Origin of the sequence: Phenylobacterium parvum, assembly GCF_003150835.1 — a bacterium.
GTDB classification, from domain to species: domain Bacteria; phylum Pseudomonadota; class Alphaproteobacteria; order Caulobacterales; family Caulobacteraceae; genus Phenylobacterium; species Phenylobacterium parvum.
Genome location: NZ_CP029479.1, coordinates 2,751,753 through 2,768,404, shown reverse-complemented (window position 1 = coordinate 2,768,404; position 16,652 = coordinate 2,751,753). Strand labels below are relative to the sequence as shown.

Here is a 16,652-nt window from a genome sequence, read left to right as displayed (position 1 = left end):
CCGCCGATGCCGACGCGAAAGCCGAAAGTGATCGTGACGCGCCGGCTTCCGGACGCGGTCGAAACCCGCCTGCGCGAGCTGTTCGACACCGAGCTGAACCTTTCCGACGAACCCATGACCCGCGAGGCCCTGGTCGACGCCGCAGGGCGCTGCGACGTCCTGGCGCCGACCATCACCGACCGCATCGACGCAGGCGTGATCGAGGCTGGCGGCGAGCGCCTGAAACTGATCGCCAACTTTGGCGCCGGGGTTGACCATATCGACGTGGCCGCCGCCGCGGGGTGCGGCGTGACCGTGACCAACACCCCTGGCGTGCTGACTGAAGACACCGCCGACCTGACCCTGGCCCTGATGATGGCTGTCTCGCGGCGGATCGTCGAAGGCGCGAGGTCCATCGAGGCCGGGGAATTCAAGGGCTGGGCGCCGACCTGGATGATGGGACGGCGACTGTCGGGCAAGCGGCTGGGGATCATCGGCATGGGCCGGATAGGACAGGCGGTGGCCCGCCGGGCCCGGGCCTTCGGCATGCAGATCCACTACCACAACCGCACGCCGGTCAGCCCGCGGATCGCCGAGGAACTCGAGGCCACCTACTGGGAAAGCCTCGACCAGATGCTGGCCCGGATGGACATCATCTCCGTCAACTGCCCGCACACGCCGGCGACCTACCATCTCCTTTCCGCCCGGCGGCTGAAGCTGATGCCGCCCCACGCCATCCTGGTGAACACCGCCCGGGGAGAGATCATCGACGAATCCGCGCTGGCAGACCTCCTGGCCGCCCGCGGGATCGCCGGCGCCGGGCTGGACGTCTTCGAGTTCGAGCCCCAGGTGAACCCCAAGCTCCTGGGCCTGCCCAACGCCGTGCTCCTGCCGCACCTCGGTTCGGCCACCGTGGAGGCCCGCACCGAGATGGGCGAGAAGGTGATCATTAACATCCGGACCTGGATGGACGGCCACCGGCCGCCGGACCGGGTGCTTCCGTCCATGCTCTGAGTCCGGCGGGTTGAACCGGCCGCCGGCGCGCTTAAGTGCTTGCCGGGCGCAGGCCCGCCAGACCCGAAGGACCGGAGACCACCGTGGCCGCCCCAGACGCCCTTCCGCCTGCGCCGCGGCGCACCCTGCTCGACCTTGTCGAACGCATCGGCAACCGCCTGCCGGACCCGGTGATGATCTTCGTCTGGATGATCGGGTTCCTGATCGTCCTCTCCGGGATCGGAGCCGCCCTCGGCTGGTCGGCGTCCCTGCTCTTCCGGGGTGAGGCGCCGCCCGCCTGGGGTGAACTGGAGGGCGGGCGCCTGGTCTTCCGGGCCGAAAGCCTGCTGTCCGAGGACAATCTCGCCCGGCTCTTCACGGAGACCGCCAAGACCCTGACCGGCTTCGCCCCGCTGGGGCTGGTCCTGACCGTCATGTACGGCGCGGCGGTGGCCGAGCGGTCGGGCTTCTTCAGCGCCCTGATCCGCGCCAGCCTCCGCGGGGCTGACCGGCGCTGGCTCACCCCCCTGGTGGCCGTCGTCGGAATGGTGTCGCACCATGCCTCGGATGCCGCCTACCTCGTCTTCATTCCCCTGGCCGCCCTGCTCTACGCCGCCGTCGGACGCCACCCCCTGGCGGGCCTTGCCGCGGCCTTCGCCGCCGTGTCCGGCGGATATGCCGGCAACATCACGCCCGGGCAGATGGACGTCCTGCTGTTCGGCTTCACCCAGGAGGCGGCGCGCATCATCGATCCCGCCTGGACGATGAACCCGCTTGGGAACTGGTGGTTCATCCTTGCCATCGTGGCGGTCTTCACCCCCCTTATCTGGTTCGTCACGGACCGCATCATCGAGCCGCGCCTGGGGCCGTGGGGCGGCGGCGGCGACGCAGAGCTCCGCGAGGAGCTCGCACGGTCGGCGCCAACCGCGGACGAGCGCCGGGGCCTTCGCCGGGCGGGCCTTGCCGCCCTGGCCGTCGCCGCGGGCTTCGCCGCCCTCGCCCTGTGGCCGGGCTACACCCCCCTCATAGACGAGACCAAGGCCGGGACGGCGGCCCTTCAGCCCTTCTACTCCGCCCTGGTCGCCGGGTTCTTCGTCCTCTTCCTCGCCGTGGGCGTCGCCTTCGGAAGCGGGGCGGGGACCATCCGGTCCCACCGCGAGGTCTTCGCCATGATGGGCGAGGGGGTGCGCGCCCTCGCCCCCTATCTCGTCTTCGCCTTCTTCGCCGCCCACTTCGTGGCCATGTTCAACTGGTCACGCCTGGGGCCCATCGCGGCGATCAATGGCGCCCACGTCCTGGAAACCCTCAACCTGCCGGCGCCCGCCCTCCTTCTGGGCGTGCTCGGCTTCTCCTCGGGCCTTGACCTCTTCATCGGCTCGGCCAGCGCCAAGTGGAGCGCCCTGGCGCCAGTCGTGGTGCCCATGTTCATGCTGCTGGGCATCAGCCCGGAGATGACCACCGCCGCCTACCGCATGGGCGACAGCTTCACCAACATCATGACGCCCCTGATGAGCTACTTCCCCCTGATCCTCGGCTTCTGCCGGCGGTGGGATCCCTCTGTGGGGGTCGGCTCGCTCCTCGCCCTGATGCTGCCCTACGCCCTGGCCTTCATGGCGGCGGGCGCGCTGATGACGGGGCTGTGGGTGGTCTTCGACTGGCCTCTCGGGCCCGGCGCAGGGGTGCGCTACGTCCCGCCGGGGTAAGTCGCCCCGCAGGCCGGACAAAGGGGGTCAGCGGCGACGCGGACCGTCCGGGTAACGGCAGCCAGGGCGTCATAGACCAGAAGCCGGCCCGTCAGGTCCTCGCCCGCACCGGTGATCCATTTCACGGCCTCCAGGGCCATCATCGAGCCGATCACGCCGGCCAGGGCGCCCACCACCCCCACGGCCTGGCAGGTCTCGGCGTCGGGCGGGACCTCGGGAACCAGGCAGCGATAGCAGGGGCGGCCCGGGAAGATCCCCACCTGGCCTGTCCACCGGCCGATCGCGCCGGAGACCAGCGGGACCCCGTGGGCCACGCAGGCGTCGCTGACCGCCAGACGGGTGGCGAAGTCGTCCGTGCCGTCGAGGACCAGGTCGAAGCCCTCGACCAGGGTGGCGGCGTTGCCCTCGTCGACGCACAGCTGCAGGGCCTGGGTCTCGACATGGGGGTTCAGGTCGGTCAGGCGACGAAGTCCGGCGTCGACCTTCGACCGGCCGCGGTCGGAGGAAGTGAACAGGACCTGCCGTTGCAGGTTCGACAGCTCCACCCGGTCCGGGTCCACGATCACCAGGCCGCCGATCCCGGCCGCGGCGAGGTAGAGGCCGGCGGGGGCTCCGAGACCACCCATGCCGATCATCAGGACCCGGGCTGACCTGAGTTTCTGCTGGCCGGGCCCGCCGATCTCACGCAGGACGAGATGGCGGGCGTAGCGTTCGACCTCGTCGTCGCTGAAGGGGGTGAGGCCTGTCACCAGGCCAGATTCCGGGGGCGGCGGGCCTTCTGGAGGGCGGCGTCGAGGGTTCGCATCAGTTCGGCCCGGGCGTCCGGGCCGAGAGCCTTGCCGACCGAGGCTTCGCGTCCCGAGACCGCTAGCCTCAGGTCGATGACACGGTCATCCTCGGCCTCGGAGGACAGGCGGGTGAAGGCGGTGGGGCCTTCCCACACCAGGACCCGGCGATGCGGCGTCTCCTCGATCAGCCGGACGCGGCTTTCTGTGACCACCACCCGCTCGATCCGGCGGGCCGAAGAGAAGCTGACGGCGAAGGCGACCACGATGGCCAGGACATCGAGGCCCAGGAAAATCGGCACCAGGGTCGCGCCCATGGCCAGGAAGACCGCTGCGGTGACGCAATTGATGAAGGTGATGATCGAAATGAGGATGATGAAGCCCCGGTCCGACAGGGACCGGTGCGGACGGATCTCGACATTCAGGATCTCAAGATCGTTCATCGCGCAAAGCACTATCCTGAGAGAGGCCGGCGGGGAAGACCGTCAGCCTCCGTAGCGTCGCCGGTTCAGGTCCAGGCGAACCCGCCGCAGGAGGGGCAGGGCGCCGGCGAGGTCGGGCTCGGGGAAGGCCGCCAGGAAGGTCTCGAGCAGGGGGTCCAGGGCGGCGATGGCGGCCTCCCGGCTGCGGCGCCCCGACTCGGTGAGGGCGACAACCTTACCGCGGCCATCCGAGGGGTCGGGCGAGAGGGCGACCAGGCCGCGAGCCTCGAGCCGCTTGAGCAGGGCGGTGATGGCGCCCTTGGTGACCTGGAGCGCCTGGGCGAGGCGGGCCGGGGACTCCGAGCCGCCGCGGCTGACCAGGTGATTGAGCAGGCCGAAGCTGGCCATGGTGACGCCGTCCGGCAGGACGCGCTCCATCTCCGTACCCACCAGCTGGTCGATTACGGCGATCTCGAGGAAGAAGTCGAAGGCGACGGGATGCCTGGAAGGCGTGGTCATCCGAGCGGGCTCAGGGGCGCCACCGACAGGGCGTCGGGGGTGCTGTTAGCCGGATTGCGGCGCGGCGGCAACCGGCAAGGACCTCAGCTCTCGCGGCGGTGGTCGAGGTCCTCGCGGATGCTGCGTAGGACGGGATGGGCGCGTCGGATGGCGTCGAGATCCATCCGGGCCTCGAACTCGGCCACCAGCGGCGCCATCCCGGCAAGGGCCGCCTCTCGCACGGCAAGGCCCTGTGGGGTCAGGCGGACCTTCTTGCCCCGTCCGTCCCTGGGGTCCGGCTCGAGGGTCACGAAGCCCTCGGCGGTGAGCTTGTGCAGGACCCCGGTGATCGCCCCGCGTGTGACCTGGAGGGCGCGGGCCAGGGCGCCGGGCGAGGCGGTCTCCTGCCCGGTCCGCACCATGTGGTTGATCAGGCCGAAGCCGGCCATGGACAGTCCCGTCGGCAGTCGCCGCTCCATGAGGGTGCGCACCAACTGCTCGATGATCGAGATGTCGGTGAAGAAGGCGATCAGGTCGGGGTCGCGCGGAGCCATGCCCGAACGCGCATCACGACAGGATCAGGTCGTCAAGCCTCCTGCGGGGAGACGGATCGGACAGTTTGCGGACTGCGCCCATCCTGGCCAGGATCTGGACGGGCGCATCCGGGCGCGCGCCGAGCAGGGCCTGGACCTGCTGATAGGGGCCGGCCATCTCGGCGAACTCCTCCAGGGCCATGCTCCAGGGGTGCAGGACAAGGCCCTGGGCCGAGGCGGCCAGCTGGGCGCGGGCGTAGGCGTGTCCTGCAGCGAGCTGGGCAAGGCGGTCGCCGGTCTCGCTGCGGATCCAGAGGAAGCCCGGCGTCGCCTCGACCATCTTGCGGTACATGTCCATGCCGCTCCGACTGGCGAAGGAATCTGGATCAGCCAAGGCCTCGCGCGTCATCACGCCGGTCCGCGCCAGCACCTCCATCATCCCCCCGGAAAGGTCTATGCCATCGGGGTTGCGAACCACCTCAGCCCTGCCGATCCGCATCAGGCGGACCGATTCCATGTGGGTCCTGGGCGTTCCAGACTCGATCTCCCAGGCCTTCCAGCAGATGTCGGCCAGGGAGTCGCGGAGCCCGGACTCGCGCGTTTCACCGGCGACAAGCCCCGGTCCGGCTGCAGCGGCGAGCACCGCCTGGACGGCGGCGTCGGCGGGGCGGTCGGGAAGGAAGGGAACCTTTTCCGTGCGGCGGCGGACGATCTGGTCGAACAGGGGCCCCGCCGTCACCCCGGGTTCCGGCTTCAGGACCACCCGGGCGAAGGGCCTGTCATCGAGTTCAGGCCCCGGGGCGCCCTGGGGCCAGGCCTGGATGTCCGCCACGAGGCCAAGGCGGGGGGCCGACTGGGCGATCAGCTCCAGGAAGGCCCCGCAACCCACCACGATCTGGCGGCTGAAGGGATCGGTCGCCGGCAAGAGTCGGGTCCGGTCCACGTAGAGCGACATGGCGTCCGCGCCCTCCATCCGCACGAGCCAAGGTTGGCGGTTGTGGGGGTTGGGCGCCAGGAGGCCGTGGGCCAGCACGAAGCGCCGGGGATCGGACTCGCCCTGGCCGGGCTGGCGCCAGGCGGCGTAGGGGTCGGGCGTCACGGTCGCACCGGCGCAGCCCGCAGAGGCGAGGAGGGGGGCCATGGCGAAAAGTTCGAGGATATGGCGGCGGGTAGGCATGGGCGGTCGTTCCTGCTTAGACCTGAACTATATCGCTTAGACCTAAGCAAATGGCAAGCCCTTGCCGTTCCCCTGGCGGCCGGGGATGATCGGGGATGCCAAAGACCCCCGCAAAGCGCCGATCAACACCCCGGAAGTCGCCCGCCGAGCGCGCCCGGATCCAGGCCCTCTTCGAACGGTTCGAGGCCGCCGAATCCGACCCCCGCACCGAGCTCGACTACGACTCGCCCTATACCCTGCTGGCCGCGGTCGCCCTTTCGGCCCAGGCCACGGACGTTTCCGTGAACAAGGCGACGGCCCGGCTCTTCGCCGTCGCAGACAGCCCGAAGAAGATGCTTTCCCTGGGGGAAGAAGGCGTCATCCCGTACATCGCCTCCATCGGCCTCTTCCGCACCAAGGCGAAGAATCTGGTCGCCGCAGCGAAGATCCTGGTGGAGACCTATGGAGGCGAGGTCCCCCTGAACCGCGAGGCCCTGCAGGCCCTGCCAGGCGTGGGCCGCAAGACCGCCAGCGTCGTCCTGAACGAACTGGGCGTGGAGCCGGCCATCGCCGTGGATACCCATGTCTACCGGGTGGCCCATCGCCTGGGCCTGGCCCGCGGCCGGACCCCGGACCAGGTCGAGCATGAACTGATGGCCGTCATCCCGGACCCCTGGCGGACCCGGGCCCACCACTGGCTGATCCTGCACGGGCGCTACGTCTGCATCGCCCGCCGGCCCAGGTGCGGCGAATGCCCCGTGGCCGACCTCTGCGCTTCCAGGGAGAAGGCCTCCTAGCTCCCGGCCCTTGGGCGGACGGGGACGGAGAGGTCGCAAAGACCAAGGTCCGCGCCCCTGTCGCGGCGCGCCTCGGCGAGGCGGCGGGTGAAGGCCGGCCCTGTGGGATCCATCATCTCCAGCCTCGGACGCTCGGCAGGGGGAAGGTCCTGGGCCGGACGCACCCGAACCATCCGGTCCGGCGTCGCGGGGGGCTCGCCAGGGGCGATGGCCCCAAGGACGTCCAGCCCCTGAACCAGCTGGCCCCAGACGGTGTAGTCGTGGTCAAGACGGCGGGCCGGTGCGAGCATGATGAAGATCTCGGAATTGGCGGTCCGGATCCCCTCCTGGCGACCCATGCCGACCACGCCGGTGCAATAGGCGCCCCAGCCCCGTCCGCGACCGTCAAGGACGACAGGGTTGGGACCCAGGAACCCTTCCGAGCCCTCAGCCGCCCGGCGCGCCGCGGCGAAGCCCTGGCCAGACGTCCGGAAGGTGAACTCGGGGGGTAGGTCCGGGTGGCTGGAGACCCCGCCATCGCGGTTGTTCGGGTTTCCCGTCTGGGCGACGAAGCCCGGGATCACCCTGTGGAACTGGAGGCCGTCATAGACACCCTCCCGCGAAAGCCGCAGCACGCGCTCCACGGCCTGGGGCGCAAACTCCGGCTGCAGGGCGATGACCAGTCGACCACGGCTGGTGTCGATCACCAGCAGGCGGTCCTCGGGAAGGGGAAGCCAGTCCCTGGCCGCCGCCGGGCCGCCCGCGAAGGCCAGGACAAGGGCGGCGAGCCCGGCGAGGCGGCGGCGGCGCGATCGTTTCATGCCTTGTGATGCCATGGGCCGCCACATTGCTCCAGACCGGCTTTGCCTGTAGCAGGACCGCGCTTGGCCAGCCCCGGGGGAGCCCCATGACCGAACTCTTCGACGTCGCCGCCATCGGCAACGCCATCGTCGACGTCATCGCCCCGGCGGACGAGGCCTTCATCGCGGGCGAGGGCCTGGCCCGGGGCGCCATGACCCTGGTGGACGAGGCCCGCGGCCGCGAGCTGTACGCCCGGATGGCGCCCGGGGTGGAGACCTCCGGCGGCTCAGCGGCCAATACGGTGGCGGGACTGGCGAGCCTCGGCGCCCGCACCGCCTTCCTCGGCAAGGTGGCCAATGACCAGCTGGGCGAGGTCTTCGCCCACGACCTGAGGGCCATCGGCGCCCATTTCCCCAGCCTGCCGCTCCACGACGGCCCCGCCACCGCCCGCTGCCTGGTGAATGTCACGCCGGACGGCCAGCGCACCATGTGCACCTTCCTCGGCGCCTCGGTGGAGTTCACCGACGACGACATTGACCCGGCCGTCATCGAACAGGCGTCGATCGTCTACCTCGAGGGCTACCTGTTCGACGCCGAGCCGGCCCGGCGGGGCTTCGCCAAGGCCGCCGGCCTTGCCCGCGCCGCTGGCCGGATGATCGCCCTGACCCTGTCCGACGGCTTCGTGGTCGAGCGCCACCGGGCGGCCCTCCTGGGCTTCATCGGGTCGCAGGTGGACCTGCTCTTCGCCAATGAGGCCGAGGCCCTGGCCCTGTTCGAGACCGACGACCTCGCCGTGGCGCTCGATGGCCTGCGCAGCCGCACCCGCCTGGCCGCCGTGACCCGGAGCGAGCAGGGCTCCCTCCTGCTCGGCGACGGCGAGGTGGTCTCGATTCCGGCGGTCCCCGTGGAAAAAGTCGTGGACACGACCGGCGCCGGCGACCAATACGCAGCCGGTGTGATGTACGGTCTCGCCAAAGGGCGGTCCCTGGAGGTCTGCGGACGCCTGGGCGCCCTGGCGGCGGCCGAGGTGATCTCTCACTATGGGCCGCGGCCGCAGGTTTCCCTGCGTGAACTGGCGGGCCGGGAAGGACTCTAGGCCATGACGCGCAGGGCCGAGGTGGTTCGCGAGACCCGCGAGACGAAGATTTCCGTGAAGGTGGACCTGGATGGCGCGGGCCAGACCCGCATCGCCACCGGCATCGGCTTTCTGGACCACATGCTGGACTCCCTGGGCCGGCACGGATCCCTGGACCTCGACGTCCAGGCCAGCGGCGACCTGCACATCGATTTCCATCACACGGTCGAGGACGTGGGCATCGTCCTGGGACAGGCGGTCCGCCAGGCCCTCGGTGACTTCCGCGGGATCCGCCGCTTCGGGCTCGCTGTCATTCCCATGGACGAGACCCTGACCCGCTGCGCCATCGACCTCTCCAACCGCCCCTACCTGGTCTGGCGGACGGCCTTCCCGACCCCCAAGGTCGGCGACATGGACACCGAGCTCTTCAAGGAGTTCCACCACGCCTTCGCCATGAACGCCGGCGCCTGTGTGCACCTGGAGACCTTCTACGGGGCCAATTCCCACCACATCGCGGAAAGCGGCTTCAAGGCCCTGGGCCGGGCCCTGAGGGAGGCGGTAGAGATCGACCCCCGGGCCGGCGGCCAGGCGCCCTCCACCAAGGGCTCTCTCTGACCGCATGAGCCGTCTCGCCCTGATCGACTACGGGTCGGGAAACCTCCGCTCGGCCGAGAAGGCGCTCGTCCGGGCGGCCGGAGGGCAGGTCGAGGTGCGCGTGACTCACGCCCCGGAAGAGGTCCTGGCCGCGGACCGGATCGTCCTGCCCGGCGTGGGAGCCTTCGCCGCCTGCCGCGCCGCCCTCGACGCCCGTCCTGGCCTTGGCGAGGCCCTGGATGAGGCGGTCCGGGTGCGGGGCCGACCCTTCCTGGGCATCTGCGTCGGCATGCAGCTGATGGCCTCCCGGGGCCTTGAATTCGGCGTGACCCCCGGCCTCGGCTGGATTCCGGGAGAGGTCCGTCGCCTGCAGCCGACGGATCCCTCGGCCAAGGTCCCGCACATGGGATGGAATGACCTCATCGATCCACATGGGCCCGGACTGATCGCCGGGATCGGCGCCTCTCCGATGTACTTCACCCACTCCTTCGCCTTCTGGCCCGACGACACGGCCGACGTGGCCGCCGAGGCCGACCATGGCGGGCGCTTCCCCGCCGCCGTCGTGCGCGGCAACATGGCCGGCGTCCAGTTTCATCCCGAAAAATCCCAGTCTGCAGGAATCTCCCTGCTGTCGCGCTTCCTGGAGTGGCGTCCGTGATCCTCTACCCGGCCATCGACCTGAAGGACGGCGAATGCGTCCGGGTCCTGCACGGAGACCTCGGCACCGCCACGGTCTTCAACACCTCCCCCGCCAACCAGGCGAGGACCTGGGCGGGGGCCGGTTTCCACTGGATCCACGTGGTCGACCTCAACGGCGCCGTTGAGGGGCGGGCTGTCAATGGCGATGCGGTCGAGGCCATCCTCGGTGCGGTCTCCACCCCGGTCCAGCTGGGCGGGGGCGTACGCAGCCTCCAGGACGTCGAGCGCTGGATCGAGGCGGGCGTGTCCAGGGTCATCCTCGGCACAGTGGCGGTGACCCATCCGGAAATGGTGATCGAGGCGTCCCGGCTCTGGCCCGAGCAGATCGCCGTGAGCGTGGATGTCCGCGCCGGCAAGGTGGCGACCCAGGGCTGGACCGAGAATACCGACCTCGAAGCCGTGACCGTGGCGAAGCGGTTCGAGGACGCCGGCGTAGGGGCCCTCATCATCACCGACATCGACCGCGACGGGACGGTGATGGGCTTCAATGTCGAGGCCTTCGGGGCCATCGCCGACGCAGTCGCCATCCCCGTCATCGCGGCCGGCGGGCTCGCCTCGGTGGAGGACATCCTCCGGCTCAAGGCGCGGCGCGGGACACCCGTAGCCGGGGCGGTCCTGGGCCGGGCCCTCTACAACGGCGCCATCGACCCGGCCGTCGCCCTGGCGGCCTCAGCCTGACCATGCTGAAGGTCCGCGTCATTCCCTGCCTGGACGTGAAGGATGGGCGCGTGGTGAAGGGTGTCAACTTCGTCGCCCTGCGGGACGCCGGGGACCCGGTGGAGCAGGCGCGGGCCTACGACGCAGCGGGCGCGGACGAACTGATGTTCCTGGACATCACCGCCAGCCACGAAGGACGCGGCGCCATACTCGACGTGGTCGCCCGGACGGCCGACGTCTGCTTCATGCCCCTTTCGGTGGGCGGTGGCATCCGGACCGTGGACGACGCCAGGGCCCTGCTGCTGGCGGGCGCCGACAAGATCAGCGTCAACACCGCCGCCGTGGAAGATCCGGACCTCATCTCCCGTTGCGCCGACGCCTTCGGCTCCCAGGCGGTGGTGGCGGCGATTGACGCGCGAGCGGTTCCTGAGGGCGGGTGGCGGGTCTTCACCTACGGTGGGCGGCGCGATGCCGGCCTGGACGCCGCCGACTGGGCCGCGGAGGTCGTGCGGCGCGGGGCGGGCGAGATCCTCCTGACCTCCATGGACCGCGACGGGGTTCGCAGCGGCTACGACCTAGGTCTGTTGCGGGCCGTGACAAACGCGGTCAAGGTTCCGGTGATCGCCTCGGGGGGCGCAGGGGAGGCCCGGCACATGGTCGAAGCCGTCACCGAAGGGGGCGCCGACGCCGTCCTGGCCGCCTCCATCTTCCATTTCGGCGACGTCACCATTTCCGAGGTCAAGGCCGCCATGGCCACGGCGGGCGTTCCCGTCAGGGCGCCGGAGCCTGCGGCGTGAGCCGGCTTGGGGAGGCCATCTCCCGCCTGGAGGCGGTGATCGAGTCCCGCCGCGGAGCCAGCCCGGACTCATCCTGGACGGCGCGGCTCCTCAGTGACGGCCCGCCGCGGGCGGCGCGCAAGCTGGGCGAGGAAGCCGTCGAGGCGGTGGTGGCCGCCGTGTCCGGCGACCGTGACGGCCTGGCGGGGGAAGCGGCCGACGTCCTCTACCACCTGCTCGTCCTGCTGGCCGCCGCCGGGGTCTCGCCCGAAGAGGTGGCGGCCCGGCTCGAGGCCCGGGAAGGGGTTTCGGGGCTGGACGAAAAGGCCTCACGGAAGCCGGGGCCGCCGTGAAGGCGCCTTCGCTCACCACAATGATCCTCGGCGGCCTGGTCTCGGGCCTGCTCGCCGGCGCCCTCCTCCATGCCGTGCAGGCGCCGGGCGAGGCGGGCCTGGTCGCGGGGGCCGAAGCCATCGGGGGCGTCTGGCTGGACGCCCTGCGCATGACCATCATCCCTCTGGTCTTCGCCCTTCTCGTCACCGGGATGGCGCGGGCGGCGGAGACCGCTGGCCGGGGAGGCCTTGCAGGTCGCGCGCTGGTGGTCTTCGCCCTCCTTCTCCTGGCCTCAACCAGCCTTGCGGCCCTGGTCGCGCCAGCCCTCCTCTCCGCCTGGCCAGCCCCGGCCGAGGCGGCGGCGGCCCTCCGTGCTACGGCCGAAGGCGCCGCGGCCCGCATCCCCGAAACCCCGCCCCTGGCCGAGTGGCTCCGCGCCTTCATCCCGGCCAACCCTGTAAAGGCGGCGGCCGACGGCGCCATGGCCTCCCTGGTGGTCTTCGCCCTGATCTTCGGCCTGGCCGTCTCGCGCCTGGACGGCGCCCGCCGGGACGCCCTGGTCCTGGTCTTCGACGGTGTCCAGGCGGCCATGATGGTGATTGTCCGCTGGGTCCTCGTCCTGGCGCCTGCCGGGGTCTTCCTCCTGGCGCTTACCGTGGGCGCCCGTACGGGCATCGGCGCCGTGGGGCTCCTGGGCCACTATGTGATCGTGATCACCCTGGTGTGCCTACTGGCCGGAGCCCTGGGCCTGGGCGCCGCCCTCCTCGGGGGCCGGACCCCGCCCGGCCAGCTGGCCGCGGCCATGACCCCCGTCGGCGCCATGGCGATCTCCACCCAGTCCTCCCTGGCCTGCCTGCCCGTCATGCTGGCCGCCTGTGGCCGGCTGGGGATTCCGGAGCGCGTCAGCGGCCTGGTCCTGCCCATGGGCGTGGCCCTCTTCCGGATCACGAGCCCCGCGGGGAACCTCGCAGTCGCCCTCTACGTGGCGCATCTCTATGGCGTTCCCCTGGCGCCGGCCCAGGTGGTCTCAGGGATCCTGGTGGCGGCCCTGGTCAGCCTGGCCGCAGTTGGCGTCGCCAGTTCCGTGACCTTCTTCACGACCCTCGTGCCCATCTTCATGAGCATGGGACTGCCGATGGAGCTGCTGCCCCTCCTGCTGGCGGTGGAGACCCTCCCGGACTTCTCGCGCACCCTCGGCAACGTGGCCGGGCATGTGGGCGTTACAGCCTGGGCGAACCGATGGCGGGGGGCGGCCGGCGCTTGAGGGCGATGTAGAGGGCGCCCTCGCCGCCGTGCCGGCGATGGGCCTCGGACACGCCCGCCACGACCGGCTGGAGATGCGGCGCCGCAAGCCACTCGGGGGTCAGGCGTCGCAAGACGCCGTCGCCCCTCAGGCCCTTTCCCGTGATGACAAGGACGGCGCGCATCCCGTCGCGCCAGCAGTCCAGGACGAACCGCTCCAGGGCCGCCCGGGCGGCGTCCTGGGTCAGGCCATGCAGGTCGATGTGGGCGCCGATCGGGTCCCGCTCGCGCGAGATTCGCTTTCGCCTCAGGGGCTCCAAGGCCTTGGGTGCGGAAGTCGACGCCGGGCGCGCCGCGGCGACGGAGCGTGAGGGCGGCGCCGGGGTCCGGGCCGAGGTTGGAGGGGGGACAGGAAGGTCGGGCGGCGGCGGAACCGGATCCTGGCTGGCCCGGCCCGGGAGCGGGTGGACGGTCGCCGTCACCTGGGCCCAGAGACGGTTCTCCTCGGGATGGAGGGGGCGCCTCATGGTCGGGGGACCAGCCGGTATAGCCGGAGGACATGCCGGATGCGGCCCGCCTCCAGGCCCGCCTCTGCGCCCTGGCCCAGATAGAGGTCGGCCCGTATGTCGCCGCGGATGGCGCCGCCAGTGTCGAGGGCGGTGACTAGCCGCTGGTAGGACGGAAAGGCGCCCGACAGGATGGGCCCGTGGGCGTCGATCCAGTAGGCGTCCCCGCCGACGTGGCGGGAAAGATCGACGGCGATGGCCCGGCCTGCGGGCAGGGGAACCCCCGCCGCCCCCTTGGGGGGCAGGCCGTCATCCGGCGTGAGGCGGAAGAAGACGTACCGTGGGTTCAGGGCCATGATCTCGGCGGCCTCAGCGCCCCGGTGGGCGGCGAGCCAGGCGCGTATGCCTTCGGCGGAGGTCTGGCCCGCCGCCAGGAGGCCGCGGTCTCTCATGGCGTTGGCGACGCCGGAGAAGGGCTGGCTGTTGGTGCCGGCGAAGACCGCCTTGGCGGGAGGGCCTTCGGGAAAGATGAGGGTTCCCGAACCCTGGATCTGCAGGAAGAACTTGTCCTCGGGCCTCAGCCAGGCGAGGGCGTCCAAGGCCGGGCGGGACTCGATCGCAGAGCGATCGGGGTACGCGCCGCCTTCGGGGGGGAGATCGGCGGGTCGGGGACGAAGGGGCGCGGAAAACTCGTCGTCCGGGCGCCGGCGGGCGTCATAGACAGGGGCGAAATAGCCGGTCAGGACACCTTCTCCGGGCAGGAGTTGGGCCCGGAACCGGCTCTCGAAGAAGGTGCGTGCGGACTGGGCGTCCAGGAGGTCCACCGCCATGGCCTCGCGGCAGATCCGCGCCGTGACGGGAGTCCGGCGGACCTGGCAATTCGCCCGCCAGGCCTCGAAGGCCGCCACGAAATCCTCCTTCTCCCAGCCCGGAAGGGCGGTCAGGGGCAGGAGACCCTCCGTGCTGGGACCCGGAGGGGGCGTCGGCGGGGCGGGTGCGGGCGACGGTGCGGGAAGGGGTCGAGACGGCGGCGGGCCGGGCGAGGGTCGCGGCGGGGTGGCGCAGGCCGCCAGGAGCAGAAGCCCGGCCAGGGCGACGGGGCCGGCCCGGCGCATGCTTCAGGCCTCGGCGACGTCGACGCCGACCAGACGCCAGGCGGCGTTTCGGTCGGTGAGATCCTTCTCGAAGGTCCAGACCTCTGCGGTCCGCCGTTCGAAGACGCGGAGTTCGTCTTCGGCGCCCCCCTTCTGGGTCTGGGTGAGTTCCCCCAGGAAGCGGACACTGATCCGGGCCAGGTCGCCGTCGACCTCGGCATGCTCCACGTCCGAACGCGGGGGGTGGGGCATGTCGACGCTTTCCTGGCGGCCCGCCGCCTCACGCTCGGCGATCCCGGCCTCGAAGGCCTTCAAGACGTCGGGCCCCAGGAGGGGGGCGAGGGCCTCGCGGTCGCCAGCGGCGTAAGCGGTGACGATCGTGCGGTAGGCGCTGCGGACATTGGCCAGGAAGACCTGGGCGTCAAAGCCGGAGTCCCGGGCGCGGACCGCCGCCAAGCCTTCGGGGGCCTCTTCCGTGGCGGGAGCCTCGGTCGTCAGGGGGACAGCGGGACGGCGGAGCGGCCCGGCCGGTTCGGGCCGCACGGCGCGGTCCTCCGGCTGCCGGCCCATGCGCCGGCCCAGGACGGCATAGAGCTGGAAAAGGGCCACGGCGGCCACGGCGGCGAGAAGGATGAGCTGGAGCACGGCGGGTTTCGGGTCGCTTCAGTCAGTGGATGGAGCGTTACATATAGAGGCTTCTTCCCAGCCCGTCAGGGGCCGGAGCCCGAGATTGCGTGCAGAACAGGCGCGTGATAGCCAGCCCGACCGGTTTTCAGGTCGCTCCGGGCGGCCCAAGGCCCAGACGGAGCCCCTTATGTCCGACGCAGATTCCCAACCCGAAGCCTCCGGCGCCCCGGAGCCTGGCATCCGCATCCTGGCCCAGTTTGTCCGGGATCTCTCCTTCGAGAACCCCAGGGCGCCCGACGTCCTTCGGTCCGGCGGGCCGCAGCCGCAGATCGACATGGGCGTGGAGATGAACGCCCGTGGCCGCGATGACGGCCTCTTCGAAGTCGACCTGAAGCTGTCGGCCCGCGCGGCGCGCGAGGACGGCCCGGTGTTCATGGTCGAGCTGGTCTATGGCGGCCTTTTCGCCATTGACGGCGTGCCGGCCGAGAACCTCGAGCCGGTCCTGCTGATCGAATGCCCCCGATTCCTCTTCCCCTTTGCCCGCCGGATCATCGCCGATGTGACGGCGGACGGGTCGTTCCCGCCCTTCATGCTCGACCCGATCGACTTCGGCGCGGTCTACATGGCCCGGAAGGCCGAGGCCGAAGGCATGGGCGAGGCGGTGGGAACGGCCTGAGGTCTGCGCCTCAGAGCCAGGACTTCCAGAGTTCGGACTTCACGGCGCCCAGAACGAATTCGGCATGGGCCGCCCGTTCGGCCTCCGTCGATCGCGCCGCAAGTGGCCTGGGCCTCGCGCCATAGGGCCCGCGCGGGCCCGCATCGAAACTCCCGGCCGAGACAGCCACAGTCAGTTCCAGCGCACGCTCCCGTCCCCCGCACAACTCCAGGTAGACTGAAGCGAGCAGGCGGGCGTCGATGAGGGCGCCATGCTTCTCCCGCTCTGACAAAGAGATCTTGAACCGCTTGCAGAGGGCGTCGAGGGAGTTCTGCATCCCCGGGAAGCGGCGGCGCGCCAGGGCCAAGGTGTCCACCCAGCGAGGCTCGGGAATATCGGGCAGGCCGGCCAGGCCCAACTCCCAGTTGACGAAGGCGCGGTCGAAGGCGGCGTTGTGCGCCACGACCGGAGCGTCTCCGATGAAGTCCAGGAAGGCGTTCGCCACCTCGGCGTCCGCAAAGCGAGGCTTGCCCTTCAGGAAGGCGGCGGACAGGCCGTGGACCCGCTCCGCCTCCACCGGCATGTCGCGCTCGGGGTCGATATAGGCGTGGAAGCTGCGCCCCGTGGGCAGGAAGTCCTCGATCTCCAGGGCGGCGATTTCGACAAGCCGATGGCCCAGGTGGGGCTCAAACCCCGTGGTTTCTGTGTCGAGGACGATTTCGCGCGCCATGGTCCGGGAATGCCCTGT

Annotated in this window: 21 protein-coding genes; 11 read left to right on the top strand and 10 right to left on the bottom strand. The window is 70.8% G+C overall.

Annotation, left to right across the window (positions count from 1 at the left end; translation table 11 throughout):
- The first annotated feature begins 6 nt into the window (after nt 1-6).
- Nucleotides 7-993: a 2-hydroxyacid dehydrogenase gene (locus HYN04_RS13015; RefSeq protein WP_110451162.1), complete on the top strand. Its 987-nt coding sequence runs from the start codon at nt 7-9 to the stop codon at nt 991-993.
- 83 nt (nt 994-1,076) lie between these two features.
- The gene (locus HYN04_RS13010) at nt 1,077-2,675 is read left to right on the top strand and encodes an AbgT family transporter (protein WP_162599659.1); all 1,599 of its coding nucleotides are present in this window, start codon (nt 1,077-1,079) and stop codon (nt 2,673-2,675) included.
- Here the strand turns inward: HYN04_RS13010 and HYN04_RS13005 are convergent.
- The 5 genes from HYN04_RS13005 to HYN04_RS12985 form a co-directional block, all read right to left on the bottom strand.
- Nucleotides 2,657-3,424 carry a HesA/MoeB/ThiF family protein gene (locus HYN04_RS13005; protein WP_110451160.1) on the bottom strand — a complete coding sequence of 256 codons (768 nt, stop codon included), beginning with the start codon at nt 3,422-3,424 and terminating at the stop codon, nt 2,657-2,659. The genes HYN04_RS13010 and HYN04_RS13005 overlap by 19 nt on opposite strands.
- Nucleotides 3,421-3,903 carry a DUF2244 domain-containing protein gene (locus tag HYN04_RS13000; protein WP_110451159.1) on the bottom strand — a complete coding sequence of 161 codons (483 nt, stop codon included), beginning with the start codon at nt 3,901-3,903 and terminating at the stop codon, nt 3,421-3,423. The genes HYN04_RS13005 and HYN04_RS13000 overlap by 4 nt, the downstream gene beginning before the upstream one ends.
- 42 nt (nt 3,904-3,945) lie before the next feature.
- Nucleotides 3,946-4,401, bottom strand: a complete 456-nt coding sequence (locus HYN04_RS12995; protein WP_110451158.1) for a MarR family winged helix-turn-helix transcriptional regulator — start codon at nt 4,399-4,401, stop codon at nt 3,946-3,948.
- 83 nt (nt 4,402-4,484) lie between these two features.
- Entirely contained in the window at nt 4,485-4,934 is a 450-nt protein-coding gene (locus HYN04_RS12990) for a MarR family winged helix-turn-helix transcriptional regulator (RefSeq protein WP_110451157.1), read from the bottom strand.
- Nucleotides 4,935-4,947: 13 nt separating this feature from the next.
- Nucleotides 4,948-6,090, bottom strand: coding sequence for an Acg family FMN-binding oxidoreductase (locus tag HYN04_RS12985; RefSeq protein WP_110451156.1), 1,143 nt, complete (start codon nt 6,088-6,090; stop codon nt 4,948-4,950).
- Between the two features lie 95 nt (nt 6,091-6,185).
- Here HYN04_RS12985 and nth point away from each other — a divergent pair, with 95 nt between their 5' ends.
- The gene (gene nth / locus HYN04_RS12980) at nt 6,186-6,866 is read left to right on the top strand and encodes an endonuclease III (RefSeq protein WP_110451155.1); all 681 of its coding nucleotides are present in this window, start codon (nt 6,186-6,188) and stop codon (nt 6,864-6,866) included.
- On the opposite strand, the gene HYN04_RS12975 is transcribed toward nth, so the two are convergent.
- Nucleotides 6,863-7,666 carry a peptidylprolyl isomerase gene (locus HYN04_RS12975; RefSeq protein WP_162599658.1) on the bottom strand — a complete coding sequence of 268 codons (804 nt, stop codon included), beginning with the start codon at nt 7,664-7,666 and terminating at the stop codon, nt 6,863-6,865. The two genes, nth and HYN04_RS12975, sit on opposite strands and share 4 nt — an antisense overlap.
- 86 nt (nt 7,667-7,752) lie before the next feature.
- On the opposite strand from HYN04_RS12975, the gene HYN04_RS12970 reads away from it, so the two are divergent.
- The 7 genes from HYN04_RS12970 to HYN04_RS12940 are packed head-to-tail and all read left to right on the top strand — an operon-like array spanning nt 7,753 to nt 13,044.
- Complete coding sequence (locus HYN04_RS12970; protein ID WP_110451153.1) at nt 7,753-8,742, top strand: adenosine kinase; 990 nt, start codon at nt 7,753-7,755, stop codon at nt 8,740-8,742.
- Between the two features lie 3 nt (nt 8,743-8,745).
- Nucleotides 8,746-9,336 carry an imidazoleglycerol-phosphate dehydratase HisB gene (gene hisB, locus HYN04_RS12965; protein ID WP_110451152.1) on the top strand — a complete coding sequence of 197 codons (591 nt, stop codon included), beginning with the start codon at nt 8,746-8,748 and terminating at the stop codon, nt 9,334-9,336.
- Between the two features lie 4 nt (nt 9,337-9,340).
- Nucleotides 9,341-9,973 carry an imidazole glycerol phosphate synthase subunit HisH gene (gene hisH, locus HYN04_RS12960; RefSeq protein WP_110451151.1) on the top strand — a complete coding sequence of 211 codons (633 nt, stop codon included), beginning with the start codon at nt 9,341-9,343 and terminating at the stop codon, nt 9,971-9,973.
- On the top strand, nt 9,970-10,692 hold the full coding sequence (hisA, locus tag HYN04_RS12955) for a 1-(5-phosphoribosyl)-5-[(5-phosphoribosylamino)methylideneamino]imidazole-4-carboxamide isomerase (RefSeq protein ID WP_241962633.1): 723 nt from the start codon (nt 9,970-9,972) through the stop codon (nt 10,690-10,692). Before hisH ends, hisA begins: the two co-directional genes overlap by 4 nt.
- A 2-nt stretch (nt 10,693-10,694) precedes the next feature.
- On the top strand, nt 10,695-11,468 hold the full coding sequence (hisF, locus tag HYN04_RS12950; protein WP_110451149.1) for an imidazole glycerol phosphate synthase subunit HisF: 774 nt from the start codon (nt 10,695-10,697) through the stop codon (nt 11,466-11,468).
- A complete protein-coding gene (locus tag HYN04_RS12945; protein ID WP_110451148.1) occupies nt 11,465-11,800 on the top strand; it encodes a phosphoribosyl-ATP diphosphatase in 336 nt (111 codons plus the stop codon). Before hisF ends, HYN04_RS12945 begins: the two co-directional genes overlap by 4 nt.
- Complete coding sequence (locus tag HYN04_RS12940; protein ID WP_199285970.1) at nt 11,797-13,044, top strand: dicarboxylate/amino acid:cation symporter; 1,248 nt, start codon at nt 11,797-11,799, stop codon at nt 13,042-13,044. Before HYN04_RS12945 ends, HYN04_RS12940 begins: the two co-directional genes overlap by 4 nt.
- Here HYN04_RS12940 and HYN04_RS12935 read toward each other — a convergent pair.
- From HYN04_RS12935 to timA, 3 genes are read right to left on the bottom strand one after another with little or no spacing between them, the layout of a single operon-like run.
- The gene (locus tag HYN04_RS12935) at nt 13,001-13,549 is read right to left on the bottom strand and encodes a Smr/MutS family protein (RefSeq protein WP_110451146.1); all 549 of its coding nucleotides are present in this window, start codon (nt 13,547-13,549) and stop codon (nt 13,001-13,003) included. The genes HYN04_RS12940 and HYN04_RS12935 overlap by 44 nt on opposite strands.
- Nucleotides 13,546-14,643: an MltA domain-containing protein gene (locus tag HYN04_RS12930; protein WP_110451145.1), complete on the bottom strand. Its 1,098-nt coding sequence runs from the start codon at nt 14,641-14,643 to the stop codon at nt 13,546-13,548. The genes HYN04_RS12935 and HYN04_RS12930 overlap by 4 nt, the downstream gene beginning before the upstream one ends.
- A 3-nt stretch (nt 14,644-14,646) precedes the next feature.
- Complete coding sequence (gene timA, locus HYN04_RS12925) at nt 14,647-15,267, bottom strand: TIM44-related membrane protein TimA (RefSeq protein ID WP_110451144.1); 621 nt, start codon at nt 15,265-15,267, stop codon at nt 14,647-14,649.
- Nucleotides 15,268-15,436: 169 nt separating this feature from the next.
- On the opposite strand from timA, the gene secB reads away from it, so the two are divergent.
- Nucleotides 15,437-15,925, top strand: a complete 489-nt coding sequence (gene secB / locus HYN04_RS12920; protein ID WP_110451143.1) for a protein-export chaperone SecB — start codon at nt 15,437-15,439, stop codon at nt 15,923-15,925.
- 10 nt (nt 15,926-15,935) lie between these two features.
- On the opposite strand, the gene dnaQ is transcribed toward secB, so the two are convergent.
- Nucleotides 15,936-16,634: a DNA polymerase III subunit epsilon gene (dnaQ, locus tag HYN04_RS12915; protein ID WP_110451142.1), complete on the bottom strand. Its 699-nt coding sequence runs from the start codon at nt 16,632-16,634 to the stop codon at nt 15,936-15,938.
- Nucleotides 16,635-16,652: the final 18 nt, after the last annotated feature.